This is a genomic window from Pseudomonas sp. IPO3774, assembly GCF_013386835.1.
Lineage (GTDB): Bacteria > Pseudomonadota > Gammaproteobacteria > Pseudomonadales > Pseudomonadaceae > Aquipseudomonas.
On record NZ_JACAQY010000007.1, the window covers coordinates 81,155 to 97,390 of the forward strand.

A 16,236-nucleotide genomic window follows, 5' to 3' on the forward strand; every position below is an offset into this window, starting at 1 on the left:
AGCCTCCTATTCTGTACACGTTGGATAGACGTCGCATACGCGTCCATCCGGCATTTTGATAGCTTTGAAATCAGTAGTATTCCCACGGCAATACGCAAACACATCGTCCAAGCTTTCCCCCATACAGCGTCTCCAGCCTCCCGGAACGGCAACCCAGTTGTCGTCTACAGCGGGTAGCTCCTCGCTTGCTACTGCCAGCACCATCCTCAGTGTTTTCCCCTCTAACTGATCCCGTTGTACAAAGCCTCCTGCTCGTGACTTACTCGGCTGTCCAATGGCGTCCAACGAATTACACATAAGGATTTTCCTGATCGCATGCAGCGGTCCGATCGTCCTGAAAAACCACTGACACCGCCCCCATAACTCCTGAACACCCGGCTCAGGCATTCCGGCCATACCCTCTTCCAACCGATCCCGCACATTAATAATTGCGAAATCCCCCCCGACATCCGCCGACCGCTCCCCCCACTTCGCGTACATATCAAACGTAATACTGCGTAACACCAACGGGCACCCATCCACCACTTCCGTCAGTGGTACTTCAAAGCTCACCCGATTGGCGACCGGCTTGCCGAGGGTTTCAAAAACCTTGTCCTCCGGCCGCTTGCCCCGGCGTTTGGGCAGGGTGCAGGTCTCACCCGTTGCGGGCCGGTAAGCCGCATCACTCTTGAAGCGAAAATTCGCCGGCAAATCGACTTCCAGGATGAAACTGTCCGCCGGCTTCATCGCACAGCCAGAAACAGCCAGCCCGCCACAAACGAACAGCCCTCGCCACACGCCCGACATAAATCCCCTACGCATCCTGCTGCTCCCGCTCCACCCGACGCCACTCCCCAACCACCCGCTGAAAATGATCCTCCGCCACTTCCCCACGCATCGGCTGCCATCGAACAAGTACGTCCCCAGTGGCTTCCAACAACCGCCGCACGACCAAAAACTCCAGCTGTTCCGGCCTGTCCCATTGCCAGGCCCGCGCTTGCTCCAGCACCTGCGCCAACCAGACTCTCGGGTCTTGAAACTCAACCAGTGCGCTCAACGCCTCGCTGTACTCGGCCAGCAGGTAACGCAGGATATTGGCTTGCAGAATCACTCCCGCCTGGGGATTCGGCACCTCCAGCCACGGCGCAGGATCGGGTACCGGATACGCCCCCGGAGCCGGGTTATCGACACAACTCCAACGCTCACCCTGCCAGTAACACACGCCGATCAGCGGCCCGAGAAAAACAGGCCAGTCCCGAGCAGGCAGGTGAACCAAGGCCCGCGCCAAGGTGCGGTTATCGTGGAAGCGGTACAGCGCCTGACTGCCCGCCGCTCCCACCACCAACCTGTCGCGCCAGTGCCGGGTAACACCCGATAAATCATCACCAGGCAGGCTGCCCAACCAGCCCCAATTACGCTGGGGGTTTTGCAGCAAACCCACCAATGCGGGCTCGCTGACATGGTCGAGCAACAGGAGCATCGGCCCATCCGCTGCCATTTCCGATGCGACGGTTTCACCAAAGAGGCAGCGATACTCAGCGACCGTGCGTGTCGCCAGCAGTACCCCACGCGCATCGCTTTCACCCTGTAGAACCAGGCACAGCCGGCGCCCTGCCTGCTGCTGTTCAGCCATCCACTGGCCAGGCGCGATCTCCATCAAGCCGCCCTCCCCGTGGATTCGCACAGGCCTTCACGGCAGCGCTCGCACACTGGACAGAAGTCCGCATCCAGTCTTCTGGCCAGCTCCATGACTGCGCCTTGGATAACCGAAACCTTCGGCCCATCCGCTGCAAATGCGGACGAAGCAGCCACGTCACCCGGTCCAACTGGGTTGGCTGTGCGAATCACGGCAGGCGCACCGCCCAACGTGATCGGCCGACTGCTGAAAATCCCGCCGGCCTGAATCAGCAAATGCTCACCACCGGCCTTGAAGCTCAACTGCGCACCGGCATCGATAACCAGATTGGCCCCCGCCTTCAGATGGACCTGTTGCCCCGCTTCGATCACCAGGGTCTGGCCGACAAGGGTCTGGCTGTTGCCCTGCACGTGCAAGTGATCATCAGCCCCAAGCCGAACCTTGCGGTCGCCGGCGATGCTGCGGTGTTCCTCGCCTCCCAGGGTGGTGGCACTCAAGCCGTGGATGGTTTCCCGACGTTCGCCCACCACCTCCAGCCGACTGTCGTGGCCGACCTGCTGCTCCAGATCGCGTTGGGCGCGCAGGTAGATGAGCTCCTGGCCGCTGCGGTCCTCAAGGTGCAGCTCGTTGGCCCCCGCCCCGCCCGGCGAACTGCGGCTGCGTAGCACACTGCGGGTCTTGTGTTGGGGCAACGGATAGGCAACAGGCTGCAAGGTATTGGGCAGGCAACCATTGATCACTGGCCGGTCTGGATCACCTTCCAGGAACGTCACCAGTACCTCCATGCCCACACGCGGGATCATCACCGCGCCATAGCTGTCACCCGCCCATCCGGACGCCACACGCACCCAGCAGCTGCTCTTGTCGTCGTGCTGGTCCAGGCGGTCCCAATGAAAGCGAATTTTCACCCGGCCGTGAGCGTCGCAATGCACGTCTTCACCCTCGGGCCCGGTGACGGTTGCGGTCTGGCTGCCGCTGATACGCGGTTTGACGTGCTTGAGCGGCGGGCGGTAAGCGGCGCGCCAGGGCGTTGCGGTAAATCGATTGCGGTAGCCGTGGAATGCCTCGACATCCACCACCGCCTCCTCCAGCACCTGCGGTTGATAGCCTTCGTGACGTACGCCGGTGATCAGCCACAAGTCATTACAGGTGCGGTCCGGATGGCCGCGCAGTTCCAGGAAATGCCCGCTGCGCAAAGCCGGCTGGTCACTGCGGCCCAGGGCCCGATGACGGTCGCGTTGATGACGTTCCAGGCCACGCCGGGCCAACTGCGAACCTCGCAGATGCCCCGTGAATCCCGCAGGGTATTGATAGTCTTCAAGTGCCGGGAAAGACCCGGCCTGCTCCTGCAAGCGCAGCGACGGATGTTCGAAGTCGTAGTCACGCCGAACAACCTGAGCACTGCGCGTGGCCAGGCGCACATCGAAACGCTGGATCACCAGCGTTTCGGCAGCCGGGCCTCCGGCCGGGCAGTAGCGTTGCGCCGGCAAACGACGAAACGCCGTCTGATCATCACCCAGCACCAGTACATGGGCGTCTGCACTGTGGCGAAAGTGGTAGTGAATGCCCTCTTCCTCGCACAACCGCTGGATAAAGTGCAGGTCGGTTTCCGCGTATTGCACACAGAACGTACGCGGTGGGTAAACCACCGGCCCCAGTTCGAAGGTATAGGCATCAGCAAGGATGCCGTGCTGCTCAAGCACTGCCGCGATAATTTGCGGCACGCTGCGCTGCTGGAAAATCCGCTGGTCGCAACGATGGGCCAGGTACGCCACGCGCGGCGCAAGGGTGAGGTGGTAGCGGGTCAGCCGCTGCCCCGGGCCTTCCCGGCCAACGCTGTAGATTTGCCCGTGCAGGCCTTCACCGGGCTCGCCAAAATCCAGATAGGCCGGTTGGTGAAGTAACTTCTCCAGATCCAGGCTGGGGTTTTCACTGACCCACTGCACTTCAATAAAAAAAGGCTGGTCAATCGTTTCGCTGCCTTTAAAAGCCAGCACCTGAAATGCCTGGTTCATTCCTGCAACGACCAGTTTGAAACGTGACGAAACAAGCGTATTGAACATCCGTTGTTACCCGCCATTCATTGTCGAGCTGAAATAACTTCTCCCGTAAAACGCAGATAAAGCCACTCAATTCGAAGCCGATAAAAAGTGCCTGAACCCCAGGAATACTAGCGATTTCAGGCGAAATTCGGCCGCCTCAAAATAAAAAAGAAGATTCGTACATTGATATTGGAAGGGTCTTTTATAAATACAGAAATGCAGTTAAACAGCCGGTACTGACTAACGAGAATACTCTTACACCACCATTCACCAGAGCTGCTTATTTATAGAGAAACAGCTGACAAAGATGATTAAGCCCGCCACTGCCTTTTTCAAACTTCCTGCAGCCGCGCAGTCCCGAACAGGCTAACGCTCAGCAACTCACCCAGCTCTGCTTGCAACCGTACGGGTGCGGTACCGCCCGGCATCACCACCGCCACCTGACCCGCCGTCACCCATCCTACAGACCAGGCGGCGCATGCCACCGCACTGGCGCTGGTCCCGGAGGACGCCGTGGGCCCCTCACCACGCTCAAACACCCGCGCGATCACGCGATTGCCTGAATCCCGGGCGACCCATTGCAGGTTGACCCCGGAAATACAAGGTTGGCCGGCCCCGGCAGGCGGTGCGAAAGCAATCGCCCTCAGCGGATCGAACCAGGCTGATCGATGCAGCTGGGCGTTGTCCGGCAACGCTGACGCGTCCTGTACCAGCGTCACACAATGCGGGTTGCCCACACGCACAAACTGGCTGTGATTCCACTCGGGGTTGAGCGCAGCCAGTGGCGAAACATGGCTCACCTCAGTTCCCTCAAGCGAGACCGCGCCCACACCAACAGCCCCTACCGCCAAAGGCCCGAACTCGGGACGCCCGAGCGCCAGCCAAAAGCCCTGCACCTGTTCGTACTCCGCCGGCTCAACCCGCGTAACCACCGGCGACAGTGCGTCTGTCTTGTCGTGATGCACCCGCAACTCACAGCCTTGCGCCATCAATCCCTGGTCGGTCAACGACTGGGCAAAGATCGTCAGGCCATTGCCACTGCGTTCGGCCAGGGAACCGTCGGTGTTGACGATCAACAGGTCAAAAGGCGGCGCGGCCTGGAACGGCCCCACCAACAAACCGTCACAACGATGCGCCTTGGCCTCGGCCGGGCGCGGCAACTCGTCCCAACCGCACTCGGCGGCAATCGCCGCCAATGCCCAAACACCTCGGGTGCCAGCGGCCAAGTCGGCACGGTCCGGCACGTCGATACCCTTGCTGCGTAACTGCGCCGGGCTTACCACCCCGTAGATATTCCCGCGGGCGTCGTAGAACAGGGTCATTGCGCAGTCCGCATAAAGATTCGTACCACCTCTTCCAGGTGCTTGCGCATCGCCTGTCGCGCACCCTCCACGTCTCGCTGTTCCAGTGCATCGAGGATCTTGCGATGCTCGTCTTCCGAGCGATGGGGCATGTCGTCCGAGGTGTAATGCGCCTGCAACCGCTGGAACATGCTGCCGTAACGATGCCCCAGCAAGTGCGCAATCATCAACGCATACGCCGGATTGCCTGAGGCCTGGGCGATGCGAATGTGAAACAGGCGATCGCCCGGATGGGTATGGGAGCCGTCGCGGTTGTCCTGCACATTACGCTCGAAGGCCTCGCGGATCCCCGCCAGCTCTTCGTCGGTGGCATGTTTGGCGGCCAGGGCGGCGGCTTCCGGCTCAATCAGGCGACGGGCCTGGAGCAGGGAAAACGGTGGAATCTCGGCATTGAAGTCGACGTGCAGGTTGAGTTCCGGATCGAACTCTTTCCATTGATCCCGGGTGGCCTGGGCCATCACCGGTTCCTGGCTGACTGTCGGTTGCACGGGTTCACACACCAGCACGCCGTTGCCCACCCGCACGTCTACCAGGCCGATCACCTCCAGGGCAATCATCGCCTCACGCACGGAAGCGCGACTCACGCCCAGCAGTTTGGCAAGTTCACGCTCAGCGGGAAGTCGACTGCCCGGCGGAAATTCTCCGCTGTCGATCAACGCCCGCAACTGGTCGGCAATCTGTCGATAAAGACGTTGGTTATCAATCACTTGAAATGGCATCTAGGCTCAGCTCGATTCATGCACAGCACGGTCAAAGCGATCAACCCGCAAAAAAGCCGCTTGTTGACCGGGATGACCCATGCTAAAAATTGGATCAATGGCCTGACCATTGGATCGTTTCCAGTGTGCTGATCATAGCAAACCCACCAGGGTTCGCTATGCCGCAGATGCAGGTGTTTCACGCCCTCAATGGCCTGACCATTGAGCCAATAACAATAATCAAGGGAGTCTGTCATGGACCTCACCGGTAAACGCGTGCTGATCACCGCCGCCGCCCAGGGCATTGGCCGCGCCAGCGTCGAAGCCTATCTGGCGGCAGGGGCCGAAGTGATTGCAGCCGACATCAATCAACAGGCGCTCGCTGACTTGTCGGGCGCGCAAACGGTCTTGCTCGACGTCACCGACGCCAGCGCTATTCAACGCCTTGCTGCCGAGATCGGCCCGCTCGATGTGCTGTTCAACTGCGCAGGCGTGGTGCATGCCGGCAATATCCTCGAATGCCCGGAAAGCGACTGGACGTTTGCCCTCGACCTGAACGTCACCGCCATGTACCGCATGATCCGCGCGTTTCTGCCGGGGATGCTGGCGGCGGGCGGCGGCTCGATCATCAACATGTCGTCGGTGGCCTCCAGCCTCAAGGGCGTGCCCAACCGCTTTGCCTATTGCGCCAGCAAGGCGGCCGTCATCGGCCTGACCAAATCCGTCGCGGCCGACTTTGTCACCCAGCGCATCCGCTGCAACGCTATCTGCCCGGGCACCGTGGAGTCGCCTTCGCTGCAGCAACGCATCGTCGAACAAGCCCGCCATGAAGGCCGTCAACAGGACGAGGTATACGCCGCATTCACCGCCCGCCAGCCGATGGGACGCCTGGGCACGCCCCAGGAAATTGCCCAGCTGGCGCTGTACCTTGGCTCCGATGCCAGCGCGTTTACCACCGGCACCACCCAGATCATTGACGGCGGCTGGAGCAACTGACCGCCCACTTCCAATAAGAGGATTGCTCATGAAATTGCTGCGCTATGGTGAAAAAGGTCAGGAACGCCCGGCCCTGCTGGACGCTGATGGACGTCTGCGTGACTTGTCCGCTCACATCAGTGATATCGCCGGTGACGCCCTGCTCCCGCAAAACCTCGCTCGCCTGCAAGAACTCGACCCCGCGAGCCTGCCCCTGGTACCGGGCAATCCGCGTTTGGGCGCCTGTGTCGGCCAGGTAGGAAAATTCATCTGCATCGGCCTGAACTACGCCGATCACGCTGCCGAAACTGGCGCCCCCATCCCTGACGAACCGATCATCTTCAACAAGTGGACCAGCGCCATCGTCGGCCCCAACGACAACATCGAAATCCCCCGCCACTCCACCAAGACCGACTGGGAAGTGGAGTTGGGGGTGGTGATCGGCCAGGGTGGCCGCTACATCGAGGAAAGCCAGGCCATGCAGCACGTGGCCGGCTACTGCGTGATCAACGATGTCTCCGAGCGCGAGTTCCAGCTGGAACGCGGCGGCACCTGGGACAAGGGCAAGGGCTGCGACACCTTCGGCCCGCTCGGCCCCTGGCTGGTCAGCCGCGATGAGATCGCCGACCCGCACCAACTGTCGATCTGGCTGGAAGTCGACGGCCACCGCTACCAGAACGGCAACACCCGCACGATGATTTTCCAGATCCCCAAACTGATCAGCTACCTCAGCCAGTTCATGAGCCTGCAACCGGGGGATGTGATTTCCACCGGCACCCCGCCCGGTGTCGGCCTGGGGATCAAGCCAGTGCCGGTCTACCTCAAGCCCGGGCAAAAAATCCGCCTGGGTATCGAAGGCCTCGGCGAACAGAACCAGACCACGGTCGACGCCTGACAAGAGACTAGGAGCCGTTCATGACTACCATTACCGCGATTCGCGTCGAAGATATCCGCTTTCCTACGTCCCAGTCCCTGGACGGTTCCGACGCCATGAACCCGGACCCGGACTACTCGGCCGCCTATGTGATTTTGCAGACCGACAACCCGGCCCTTGAAGGCCATGGCCTGACCTTCACCATCGGCCGTGGCAACGAGATTTGCTGCGCGGCGATCCAGGCCATGCAGCCGCTGCTGGTGGGCTTGACCCTGGAATGGATCGCCGAAGACATGGGCCGCTTCTGGCGGCATGTCACCAGTGACAGCCAGTTGCGCTGGATCGGCCCGGACAAGGGCGCGATCCACCTGGCCACCGGCGCGATCGTCAATGCCGCGTGGGACTTGTGGGCCAAGGCCGAAGGAAAACCCCTGTGGCGCCTGGTCGCCGACATGAGCCCGGAACAGCTGGTGCGCTGCATCGATTTCCGCTACATCACCGACTGCATCACCTCCAGCGAAGCCCTGGCCTTGCTGCGCCAACGCGCCGAAGGCAAGGCTGAACGCCTGGCCGACCTGCAAGCCAATGGCTACCCCTGCTACACCACCTCCGCCGGCTGGCTCGGTTACGGCGACGAAAAGCTGCGCAGGCTGTGCCAGGAAGCGGTGGATGCCGGCTTCAACCACGTCAAGCTCAAGGTCGGCCACGACTTGCAGGATGACCTGCGGCGCGTACGCATCGCCCGCGAAGTATTGGGCCCGGACCGCCAATTGATGATTGACGCCAACCAGGTGTGGGAAGTCGACACTGCCATCGATTGGGTGCGCGAATTGGCGTTTGCCAAGCCGTGGTTCATCGAGGAACCCACCAGCCCCGACGATATCGAGGGCCATCGCAAGATTCGCCTGGGCGTGGCGCCGGTCAAGGTCGCCACCGGCGAAATGTGCCAGAACCGGATCATCTTCAAGCAATTGATCATGCGCGAAGCCATTGATGTGGTGCAGATTGACGCCTGCCGCCTGGGCGGGGTCAACGAGGTGCTGGCGGTGATGCTGATGGCGGCCAAATATGGCCTGCCCGTGTGCCCGCATGCCGGCGGTGTCGGGCTTTGCGAGTACGTGCAGCACCTGTCGATGATCGACTACCTGTGCATTGCCGGCACCCACGAAGGCCGGGTGATCGAGTATGTCGACCATTTGCACGAGCATTTCGAGGAACCTTGCGTGGTGCGCGGTGCGGCCTATCTGCCGCCGAAGGCGCCGGGCTTTTCGATCCAGATGAAAGCCGCGTCCCGGGAGCAATACCGCCACCGGCCGTGAGCTGAACCGCAATTTGAATGGACGGAGCACAATAACAATGTCGTCCCCATCACCTTTGAGGCTCGATGCGCACCAGCATTTCTGGCGCTACCGGGCCGCTGATTATCCGTGGATCGGTACGGCTGAGGCTGACCTGCGGCGGGACTTTCTCCCACAGGACTTGCGGCCGTTGCTCGACGCTGCCGACCTGGATGGCTGCATTGCCGTGCAAGCCCGCGCCGGTGAGCAGGAAACCGACGCGCTGCTGGAAATGGCGCGGCAGCACCCATGGATACTCGGCGTCGTCGGCTGGGTCGACCTGTGCGACCCACGCCTGGAACAGCACCTCGAACAGTGGCGCGACGCACCGGGACTCAAGGGCTTTCGGCATCAGATTCAGGATGAGCCTACGCCTGCCAGCTTTATGGCCGACGCCAGGTTCTCCCGTGGCCTGCAACACCTGCAGCAACAAGGCTACGTCTACGAGGTGCTGATCCGCTGCGCCGACCTCGACGCCGCGACAGTCCTGTGCCAGCGCCACGACCGGCATCATCTGGTGCTGGACCACCTGGGCAAACCGGACATCGCCAACGGCCCCGTCGGTTGGGCCGAACACCTGGCGCCACTGGCCGCCCTGCCCCACGTCAGTTGCAAGCTGTCGGGCCTACTCACCGAAGCCGGGCCCGAGCAACGCAACGCCCGAGCCCTGCGCCCCTACATCGAACTGGCGCTGGAATTGTTCGGCGCCGAGCGCCTGATGTTCGGTTCGGACTGGCCGGTGTGCCTGCTGGCCGGGGAATACCAGGGCACCTGCCAATTGCTGCAACAAACCCTCGGCCCACTGTCGCCCGATGAACAGCAGGCCATCTGGGGCGGCACGGCCCAGCGGGTCTATCACCTTGAAGGAAACTGCCCATGAATCTGCATTTGCAAGACCGCGTGATCATCGTCACCGGCGGCGGCTCGGGGATTGGCGCCGCCATTTCCCTGGGATTGATTGCCGAAGGCGCAATCCCGGTAATTTTCGGCCATCAACCGTTGTCGCCGGCCTTCGCGGCCGAGCTTGAGCAGCACGGTCAAAGCCACTTCATCCGTGTCGAGTTGCGCGATGAGGACGCCTGCCGCGCAGCCGTCAACGAAGTGTTGCGACGTTTCGGACGCATCGACGGCCTGGTGAACAACGCCGGGGTCAACGACGGCGTGGGCCTGGATGCGGGCCGTGCAGCGTTCGTCGAATCCCTGGAAAAGAACCTGATTCATTACTACTTGATGACCCACTTGTGCCTCGATGCCCTCAAGGCCAGCCGCGGGGCAATCGTGAATATCAGCTCCAAGACGGCCCTCACCGGCCAGGGCGGTACCAGCGGTTATACCGCCGCAAAAGGTGCGCAGCTGTCACTGACCCGGGAATGGGCCGCCTCCTTGCTGGAGTTCGGCATCCGGGTCAATGCCGTGGTGCCCGCCGAGGTGCTGACGCCGCTGTATCAACGCTGGATCGACGGCTTCGACAACCCCGAGGCCAAGCTCGCCGCCATCGTCGAAAAAATCCCCTTGGGCAAACGGATGACCACTCCCGAGGAAATTGCCGACAGCGTGCTGTTCCTGCTCTCACCCCGCGCCTCCCACACCACCGGACAGTGGCTGGTGGTGGATGGAGGCTACACCCACCTCGACCGGGCGCTGACATGAGCGGCCAACGTTACTGCCTGGCGCTGGACCTGATCGACGATGCGGCATTGATCGCCGAGTACCAGCAGCTGCATCGACGCATCTGGCCTGCCGTGGCAGAGCATCTGCGCAGCCAGCAAATCCTGGAAATGCAGATCTGGCGCCTGGGCACGCGGCTGTTCATGGTCATGGACACCGCGGCCGGGTTCAGCTTCGAAGGGCTGGACCACGCTGCACGCGCCAACCCCGACGTGCAAGCCTGGGAAACCCTGATGTGGCGCTTCCAGGCCCCCACGCCGTGGACTGACCCCGGCGGCAAATGGCAGCCCCTGGAGCAGATTTTCCGCCTTACCGACCAACCCTGATACCCGCTGCATCGCACGCCTTGATCCCATAAAAACAACAGGAGAAGCGTCATGTTAAGCAAAGATACACACCTGCCAGGCACCCGTGCCGTGCCGACCTATCGCTGGGCGCTGATGCTGGTGACCAGTCTGTTTTTCCTCTGGGGCTTGTCCTACGGTTTGCTCGACGTACTGAACAAGCACTTCCAGGAAGTCCTGCACGTCAGCAAGGCCCAGTCCGGGCTGTTGCAAAGCGCCTATTTCGGCGCGTACTTCCTGATCGCCTTGCCGGCCGGGTTGTTGATGGACCGCCACGGCTACAAGGCCGGGATCCTGCTGGGCCTGTGCCTGTATGCGGCGGGCGCGCTGCTGTTCATGCCGGCGGCTGCGGCGGCGAGCTTTCCGTTTTTCCTGTTCGCGCTGTTTGTCATCGCCTGCGGCCTGGGCTGCCTGGAGACCGCTGCCAACCCCTATGCCACCGTGCTGGGCGAACCCCAGGGCGCCGAGCGGCGGTTGAACCTGGCGCAATCATTCAATGGCCTTGGCCAGTTCTTCGGCCCGCTGATTGGCGGCGCGATGTTCTTCAGCGCCGGCAGCACACCGGCCTCGGACATGAGTTCGTTGCAGACCACCTACGTGGTGATCGCGGTTCTGGTACTGCTGGTGGCGCTGCTGATCGCCCGCACGCCGCTGCCGGATTTGCGCGCGCAGGAACAGGCACTGCAACCGACGGCCGGCAAGGGTCTGTGGCAGCACCGGGAGTTCGTCGGTGGGGTGATCACGCAGTTTTTCTATGTGGCGGCCCAGGTCGGAGTCGGCGCATTTTTCATCAACTACGTCACCGAGCATTGGGCACAGATGGGCAATCAGCAAGCCGCCTACCTGCTGTCGATCGCAATGCTGGCCTTCATGTTCGGGCGCTTTTTCAGTACCTGGCTGATGGGCCGGGTCAGCGCGCAGAAGCTGCTGCTGATTTATGCACTGATCAATATCGCGTTGTGCGGCCTGGTGGTGATCGGCCTGGAAGGTATCTCGGTGATCGCGCTGATCGCGGTGTTCTTCTTCATGTCGATCATGTTCCCGACGCTGTTCGCCATGGGCGTGAAGAACCTCGGGCCGCACACCAAGCGCGGCAGTTCGTTCATGATCATGGCGATCGTCGGCGGCGCCCTGATGCCCTACTTGATGGGCAAGGTGGCGGACAACAGCACAGTGGCGCTGGCTTACCTGTTGCCTATGGGGTGTTTCGTGATTGTGGCGGTGTATGCCCGTAGTCGCTTGCGCCATCCGTGAAGTACCGCCCCGGCGTCGTCCCGAACGTACGCCGGAACATCGCAATAAAGGCACTGACGTTTTCATAACCCAGGTCCAGCGCAACCCGGGTCACGGGTGCATGCGCCGCCAGCAACTCCAGGGCGCGCAACAATCGCGCGCGCTGGCGCCACTGGCTGAAGGTGAACCCGGTCTCGGCAATAAACCGCCGGGCCAGGGTACGCGGCGAGACACCGGCCCACTGCGCCCAGTGTTCCAGCAGGCGGTTGTCGTCGGGACTGTCGGCCAGCGCCTGGGCGATGCGCAACAGGCGCGGGTCCCGGGGCAGCGGCAAGCCGAATGGTTCCTGGGGCAACCCGGCGATTTCATCAAGGATCACCTGGGCGATCCGTGACTGTGGCGGCTCGAGCAGCAGCTGGCTCCAGGTTGCCGCGCGCCTGACGGCTTCCAGCAACAAGGCCGACGTGGCGATAACGCACGTCTGTCGGGGCAGCCCTGCACATGCCTGGGGTTCGACATACACACTCCAGCCATCAAACGGCCCGTGGGAACGCAAGGCGTGGGAACAATCGGGGGCAATCCACACCGCATGGGTGGCCGGTACTACCCAATGCTGGTGCGCCGCCTGCACCGACAACAACCCGCGCTGGGCTCCGAGCAATTGCCCGCGGGCATGCTGATGAAGGGCCGTGGTGCGTGCTACCGGACTGCTGCGCAACGTCGCCACCAGCAACGGACCGCCGGTCGCATTGGCGAGCTGGGCTGAAACGAGTGTTGACGGCATATGGCAGCTTTACCGTATTGAATGACCTGGATAAGGCAGTGTAGCCATTTGCGCACGCCCAGACTGCGGATTCATTCATTGAGGGCTCCGCCATGCGTGCAGAAGACGCGCTTCCCGACCATCTCGACCAAGGCCAATTCAATGGCGTGACCGTGCGCAAGGGCACGGTGGGCGCATTCCTCGCCAACGCCAGAACCTGGTGCGATCCGGCCACCCCGGACGAGCAGCGCTTGCTGGCCGAACAGGACATCCTGCAAGCCCTCCCCGCCCTGCAGGCCCTGGGCCTGTTTGAAGTGTTGCAGGTGCGGGATGGCAAACTGGCGCGGCTGCTGAAGTGAGAGGATCGGCCTGGAAGGTGGTAATCCGTCGCTGGAAGCCCGGGGTTCACCAGTTCTCGCGGGGATTACGCACCTTCCAGGCCACCTCGCACCTCAAGTTGTTACTTGTCCTACGAACTGATAGTGGTTGGAAAGGCCCGTCGCGTTCCATGATCCTGGAAAAAATGTTTGGCCCTGTGTTCAGGCATGCCAAGGGAACCCGGCTCGCTCGATACGGCCTGATGTGCAAGGATGTTGCGCTGCACATCGTTCGTTGAACGCAAAACCAAGGATTTTTCATGACCGCCATCAGCACCCCAGCGCCCGTGGTACCCGGGCGGCTGGAACAAATGTCGACCCGCATCGCGTTTTTCATCGCCGGCTTCGGCATCGCCGCCTGGGCACCACTGGTGCCTTATGCCAAGGCCCGCGCCCAACTCAATGAGGGCACCCTCGGCCTTTTGCTGTTGTGCCTGGGGGTGGGCTCGATGATCGCGATGCCGGTCGCCGGGGCCCTGGCGTCGCGCTACGGTATCCGGCGAGTGGCCACCGGCGGCACCCTCCTGATCTGCCTGGGCCTGCCGATGCTGGCCACCGTCACCTCGATTCCGTTGCTGATGGCCGCGCTGTTTGTGTTTGGTGCCGGCCTGGGCACGGTGGACTCCACGGTCAACCTGCAAGCGGTGATGGTCGAACGAGCCAGCGGCAAGACCATGATGTCGGGCTTCCACGGGCTGTTCAGCCTGGGCGGGATCGTCGGGGCGGCAGGTGTCAGCGGGCTGCTGGGGTTGGGCTGGTCGCCGTTGCAGGCCACCCTCGCCGTGATCGTCGTCATCGTAGTGGCCTTGCTCAAGGCCGGGCCACACCTGCTGCCTTACGGCAGTGAAAGCTCCGGGCCGGCCTTTGCCGTGCCCCACGGCGTGGTGCTGTTTATCGGCTGCCTGTGCTGCATCGTGTTTCTTGCCGAAGGCGCCGTGCTGGACTGGAGCGCGGTGTTCCTGAGCGCCGAGCGCGGCCTTGACGAAGCCTATGCGGGCCTTGGCTACGCAGCCTTTGCCTTGACCATGACCGTCGGGCGCCTTACCGGCGACAGGATAGTTCGCCGCCTGGGCGCAACCCGGGTGATTGTATTCGGTGGCGCGCTCGCCGCCGGCGGCATGCTGTTGGCGACGCTATTACCTGCGTGGGAAACCGCCCTGCTGGGGTATGCTCTGGTCGGTGCCGGGTGTTCGAACATCGTACCGGTGCTGTACACCGCCGTCGGCAAGCAGACCGTCATGCCGGAACACATTGCGGTGCCCGCCATCACCACCCTGGGCTACACCGGCATTCTCGCCGGCCCTGCGGTGATCGGCTTCATCGCCCATGGCAGCAGCTTGAGCACTGCCTTTGTGCTGATTGCCGTACTGCTGATCGGTGTGGCGATCAGCGGGAAAATACTGCGGGTCTGACCACCCAGCCCCATCACGCCTCGTACATTGAGGCGTCAACCCGGGGTCATTTGGCTTTCTGGAGTTCCAGCCAGCGATCAAGGGTTTTGTTGCTGAGCCAGCCCGCCTGGTGATGACTGCCGAAAATTCGCCGACCGCTGTCGGCGGTGTTTTCCAGCGACCGCAACAAGCCCGGCCGGTCCACAAGGTTTTTCGCCATATACACCTGCTGTTCGTCGTATTTCTTCTTCGGTAGCCCCGTGGCCGGGTCCAGTACAACTTGGCCATGGCTGTCGAGCTCATCCGGGTCTTTGCTCATCATCGCCAGCACCTCGATATTGACGTAGCAGATCTGCTCGAAAAACCCCATGCGGTCCCGCGACCGGTCCCGTAACTCGGTGAACATTTCCTTGAACAGACGGACGAGATCGGCATTGTTTTTTGTGTGGAAAGGGTCCGGGCTGAAGGCACTGGGATCGCTGTTGCCGAACACGACGTTCTCGGCCTGTGCCAGGCTTTCGCGGGTGATGTAGCCGTCCTGGTCGAGGATCGCATCGATCAGGCGCGGACGCTGGATGATCGCCTTGGCAAGCAGGATAGCGCTGTCGGCCTCTCGGCTGGCACCGAGCTTTTTACTGGCGATTCGTTGCAGTGAAGACAGCTTCAGTCCGTCAGTTCTCATGGAGTTTTTTCAGCATGGCAAATTGGGCGTTCGCCGCGCTCACCAAATCGCTGTCCGGCAAACGAATGTAGGGATTGGGCCCGCGGAGGCGGCTGGCCACTTCGTTCTGAAGCCCCAGGTGTTGCAGCAGACTCCTGCAGTGACTCTCCCCCCGCAAAGGAGGCCGATAGCCTGATGAGCGGACAGGCGCCCCGCCGGATTGATGGCTGTGCTTTCGCGCAGCCTCACCGGGTTCACTTGAAGCGGCGTGAATTGCCCGTGTACCGCCGTCCAGTGCCGGGGCAATACAGGGTGTAGCACCGAGGTGCTGGCAGACCGACCCGCCGTTGATTGTCATGATTCATCTCCACCATTTTCCGGTTCCACATTGACCTGGTCATCATCCCGGCAATCGCCGTATCGCTCAGGTGAAAACAGGCCAAAGGTGTGTGGTGTGCCGGTGGCAATGGTTCCGAGATAGAGCAGCGTTCCAATGACAACATGTAAAAACCGAAGAATCAGTCGGCTTTTCGAGACCCTGGCCAGGTCGGTTTCGTCTCCTGCCAAAGGCCTTTGATCGCTGCGACCATAGCGCCCATCACCGCGCGCAACGGGCGTAACCCAGGCGCGTGGGAGGCAGGCAACTGCCCGTGCGGCAACATGCCTTTGATGAAGTCGTCAGCCGCCGGCGCCTGGAACGTGTGCTGCCCGGTGAAGTTCTTCACTCGCCGGGCTTCGGCGCCCTCTTCGCACCGTTTGCCCGGTGCGGCAACGGGGGGCGGTTGCAGGGTATCGCTGCCCGTCGGCGCAAGACAGGCTGGCTGATAGCCAGGATTGTGCGATCCACACGAAGGTGTAGCCATGTCTGAGCCCTGGCTGAGAGTTTGAAAGCAGCGG

At 61.9% G+C, this 16,236-nt stretch carries 17 protein-coding genes; 9 read left to right on the forward strand and 8 right to left on the reverse strand.

The window, feature by feature from the left end; genetic code table 11:
• Positions 1-6 precede the first annotated feature (6 nt).
• The 5 genes from HYE77_RS03425 to HYE77_RS03445 form a co-directional block, all read right to left on the reverse strand.
• Complete coding sequence (locus HYE77_RS03425; RefSeq protein WP_177068401.1) at positions 7-801, reverse strand: hypothetical protein; 795 nt, start codon at positions 799-801, stop codon at positions 7-9.
• Positions 794-1,636, reverse strand: coding sequence for a DUF4123 domain-containing protein (locus HYE77_RS03430; protein WP_177068402.1), 843 nt, complete (start codon positions 1,634-1,636; stop codon positions 794-796). The genes HYE77_RS03425 and HYE77_RS03430 overlap by 8 nt, the downstream gene beginning before the upstream one ends.
• Entirely contained in the window at positions 1,636-3,678 is a 2,043-nt protein-coding gene (locus tag HYE77_RS03435) for a type VI secretion system tip protein VgrG (protein ID WP_177068403.1), read from the reverse strand. Before HYE77_RS03435 ends, HYE77_RS03430 begins: the two co-directional genes overlap by 1 nt.
• 311 nt (positions 3,679-3,989) lie before the next feature.
• Complete coding sequence (locus tag HYE77_RS03440; protein ID WP_177029071.1) at positions 3,990-4,979, reverse strand: diaminopimelate epimerase; 990 nt, start codon at positions 4,977-4,979, stop codon at positions 3,990-3,992.
• Entirely contained in the window at positions 4,976-5,737 is a 762-nt protein-coding gene (locus tag HYE77_RS03445; protein WP_087693068.1) for a FadR/GntR family transcriptional regulator, read from the reverse strand. The genes HYE77_RS03440 and HYE77_RS03445 overlap by 4 nt, the downstream gene beginning before the upstream one ends.
• Positions 5,738-5,971: 234 nt before the next feature.
• Between HYE77_RS03445 and HYE77_RS03450 the strand changes: the two genes are divergently transcribed.
• From HYE77_RS03450 to HYE77_RS03480, 7 genes are read left to right on the forward strand one after another with little or no spacing between them, the layout of a single operon-like run.
• Complete coding sequence (locus HYE77_RS03450; protein ID WP_008432765.1) at positions 5,972-6,712, forward strand: SDR family oxidoreductase; 741 nt, start codon at positions 5,972-5,974, stop codon at positions 6,710-6,712.
• 28 nt (positions 6,713-6,740) lie between these two features.
• The gene (locus tag HYE77_RS03455; protein ID WP_177068404.1) at positions 6,741-7,586 is read left to right on the forward strand and encodes an ureidoglycolate lyase; all 846 of its coding nucleotides are present in this window, start codon (positions 6,741-6,743) and stop codon (positions 7,584-7,586) included.
• 20 nt (positions 7,587-7,606) lie between these two features.
• Complete coding sequence (locus HYE77_RS03460) at positions 7,607-8,884, forward strand: L-fuconate dehydratase (protein ID WP_008432761.1); 1,278 nt, start codon at positions 7,607-7,609, stop codon at positions 8,882-8,884.
• A gap of 37 nt (positions 8,885-8,921) precedes the next feature.
• Positions 8,922-9,782: an amidohydrolase gene (locus HYE77_RS03465; protein ID WP_177068405.1), complete on the forward strand. Its 861-nt coding sequence runs from the start codon at positions 8,922-8,924 to the stop codon at positions 9,780-9,782.
• On the forward strand, positions 9,779-10,552 hold the full coding sequence (locus HYE77_RS03470; protein WP_003219518.1) for an SDR family oxidoreductase: 774 nt from the start codon (positions 9,779-9,781) through the stop codon (positions 10,550-10,552). The genes HYE77_RS03465 and HYE77_RS03470 overlap by 4 nt, the downstream gene beginning before the upstream one ends.
• Positions 10,549-10,896 carry an L-rhamnose mutarotase gene (locus HYE77_RS03475; protein ID WP_177041749.1) on the forward strand — a complete coding sequence of 116 codons (348 nt, stop codon included), beginning with the start codon at positions 10,549-10,551 and terminating at the stop codon, positions 10,894-10,896. The genes HYE77_RS03470 and HYE77_RS03475 overlap by 4 nt, the downstream gene beginning before the upstream one ends.
• A 51-nt stretch (positions 10,897-10,947) precedes the next feature.
• The gene (locus HYE77_RS03480) at positions 10,948-12,168 is read left to right on the forward strand and encodes a sugar MFS transporter (RefSeq protein WP_003219513.1); all 1,221 of its coding nucleotides are present in this window, start codon (positions 10,948-10,950) and stop codon (positions 12,166-12,168) included.
• Here the strand turns inward: HYE77_RS03480 and HYE77_RS03485 are convergent.
• Positions 12,110-12,931 carry a helix-turn-helix domain-containing protein gene (locus tag HYE77_RS03485; protein WP_032899034.1) on the reverse strand — a complete coding sequence of 274 codons (822 nt, stop codon included), beginning with the start codon at positions 12,929-12,931 and terminating at the stop codon, positions 12,110-12,112. The two genes, HYE77_RS03480 and HYE77_RS03485, sit on opposite strands and share 59 nt — an antisense overlap.
• A gap of 92 nt (positions 12,932-13,023) precedes the next feature.
• Here HYE77_RS03485 and HYE77_RS03490 point away from each other — a divergent pair, with 92 nt between their 5' ends.
• Together HYE77_RS03490 and HYE77_RS03495 are read left to right on the forward strand one after the other, a co-directional pair.
• Complete coding sequence (locus tag HYE77_RS03490) at positions 13,024-13,269, forward strand: hypothetical protein (protein ID WP_177068406.1); 246 nt, start codon at positions 13,024-13,026, stop codon at positions 13,267-13,269.
• A gap of 278 nt (positions 13,270-13,547) precedes the next feature.
• Positions 13,548-14,699: an MFS transporter gene (locus HYE77_RS03495; protein WP_008432746.1), complete on the forward strand. Its 1,152-nt coding sequence runs from the start codon at positions 13,548-13,550 to the stop codon at positions 14,697-14,699.
• A 46-nt stretch (positions 14,700-14,745) separates the two neighbouring features.
• Here the strand turns inward: HYE77_RS03495 and HYE77_RS03500 are convergent, their stop codons facing one another.
• Together HYE77_RS03500 and HYE77_RS03505 are read right to left on the reverse strand one after the other, a co-directional pair.
• Positions 14,746-15,360, reverse strand: coding sequence for a hypothetical protein (locus HYE77_RS03500; protein ID WP_008432744.1), 615 nt, complete (start codon positions 15,358-15,360; stop codon positions 14,746-14,748).
• A gap of 497 nt (positions 15,361-15,857) precedes the next feature.
• The gene (locus HYE77_RS03505) at positions 15,858-16,202 is read right to left on the reverse strand and encodes a hypothetical protein (RefSeq protein WP_256344310.1); all 345 of its coding nucleotides are present in this window, start codon (positions 16,200-16,202) and stop codon (positions 15,858-15,860) included.
• Between the last annotated feature and the right edge of the window lie 34 nt (positions 16,203-16,236).

Bases quoted from the DNA above. Each gene is read 5' to 3' on its own strand.
- HYE77_RS03445 (WP_087693068.1), bottom strand. From the start codon at position 5,737: ATGCCATTTCAAGTGATTGATAACCAACGTCTTTATCGACAGATTGCC.
- HYE77_RS03490 (WP_177068406.1), top strand. From the start codon at position 13,024: ATGCGTGCAGAAGACGCGCTTCCCGACCATCTCGACCAAGGCCAATTC.
- HYE77_RS03460 (WP_008432761.1), top strand. From the start codon at position 7,607: ATGACTACCATTACCGCGATTCGCGTCGAAGATATCCGCTTTCCTACG.
- HYE77_RS03465 (WP_177068405.1), top strand. From the start codon at position 8,922: ATGTCGTCCCCATCACCTTTGAGGCTCGATGCGCACCAGCATTTCTGG.
- HYE77_RS03485 (WP_032899034.1), bottom strand. From the start codon at position 12,931: ATGCCGTCAACACTCGTTTCAGCCCAGCTCGCCAATGCGACCGGCGGT.
- HYE77_RS03450 (WP_008432765.1), top strand. From the start codon at position 5,972: ATGGACCTCACCGGTAAACGCGTGCTGATCACCGCCGCCGCCCAGGGC.
- HYE77_RS03500 (WP_008432744.1), bottom strand. From the start codon at position 15,360: ATGAGAACTGACGGACTGAAGCTGTCTTCACTGCAACGAATCGCCAGT.
- HYE77_RS03470 (WP_003219518.1), top strand. From the start codon at position 9,779: ATGAATCTGCATTTGCAAGACCGCGTGATCATCGTCACCGGCGGCGGC.
- HYE77_RS03480 (WP_003219513.1), top strand. From the start codon at position 10,948: ATGTTAAGCAAAGATACACACCTGCCAGGCACCCGTGCCGTGCCGACC.
- HYE77_RS03440 (WP_177029071.1), bottom strand. From the start codon at position 4,979: ATGACCCTGTTCTACGACGCCCGCGGGAATATCTACGGGGTGGTAAGC.
- HYE77_RS03435 (WP_177068403.1), bottom strand. From the start codon at position 3,678: ATGTTCAATACGCTTGTTTCGTCACGTTTCAAACTGGTCGTTGCAGGA.
- HYE77_RS03455 (WP_177068404.1), top strand. From the start codon at position 6,741: ATGAAATTGCTGCGCTATGGTGAAAAAGGTCAGGAACGCCCGGCCCTG.
- HYE77_RS03495 (WP_008432746.1), top strand. From the start codon at position 13,548: ATGACCGCCATCAGCACCCCAGCGCCCGTGGTACCCGGGCGGCTGGAA.
- HYE77_RS03475 (WP_177041749.1), top strand. From the start codon at position 10,549: ATGAGCGGCCAACGTTACTGCCTGGCGCTGGACCTGATCGACGATGCG.
- HYE77_RS03505 (WP_256344310.1), bottom strand. From the start codon at position 16,202: ATGGCTACACCTTCGTGTGGATCGCACAATCCTGGCTATCAGCCAGCC.
- HYE77_RS03425 (WP_177068401.1), bottom strand. From the start codon at position 801: ATGCGTAGGGGATTTATGTCGGGCGTGTGGCGAGGGCTGTTCGTTTGT.
- HYE77_RS03430 (WP_177068402.1), bottom strand. From the start codon at position 1,636: ATGGAGATCGCGCCTGGCCAGTGGATGGCTGAACAGCAGCAGGCAGGG.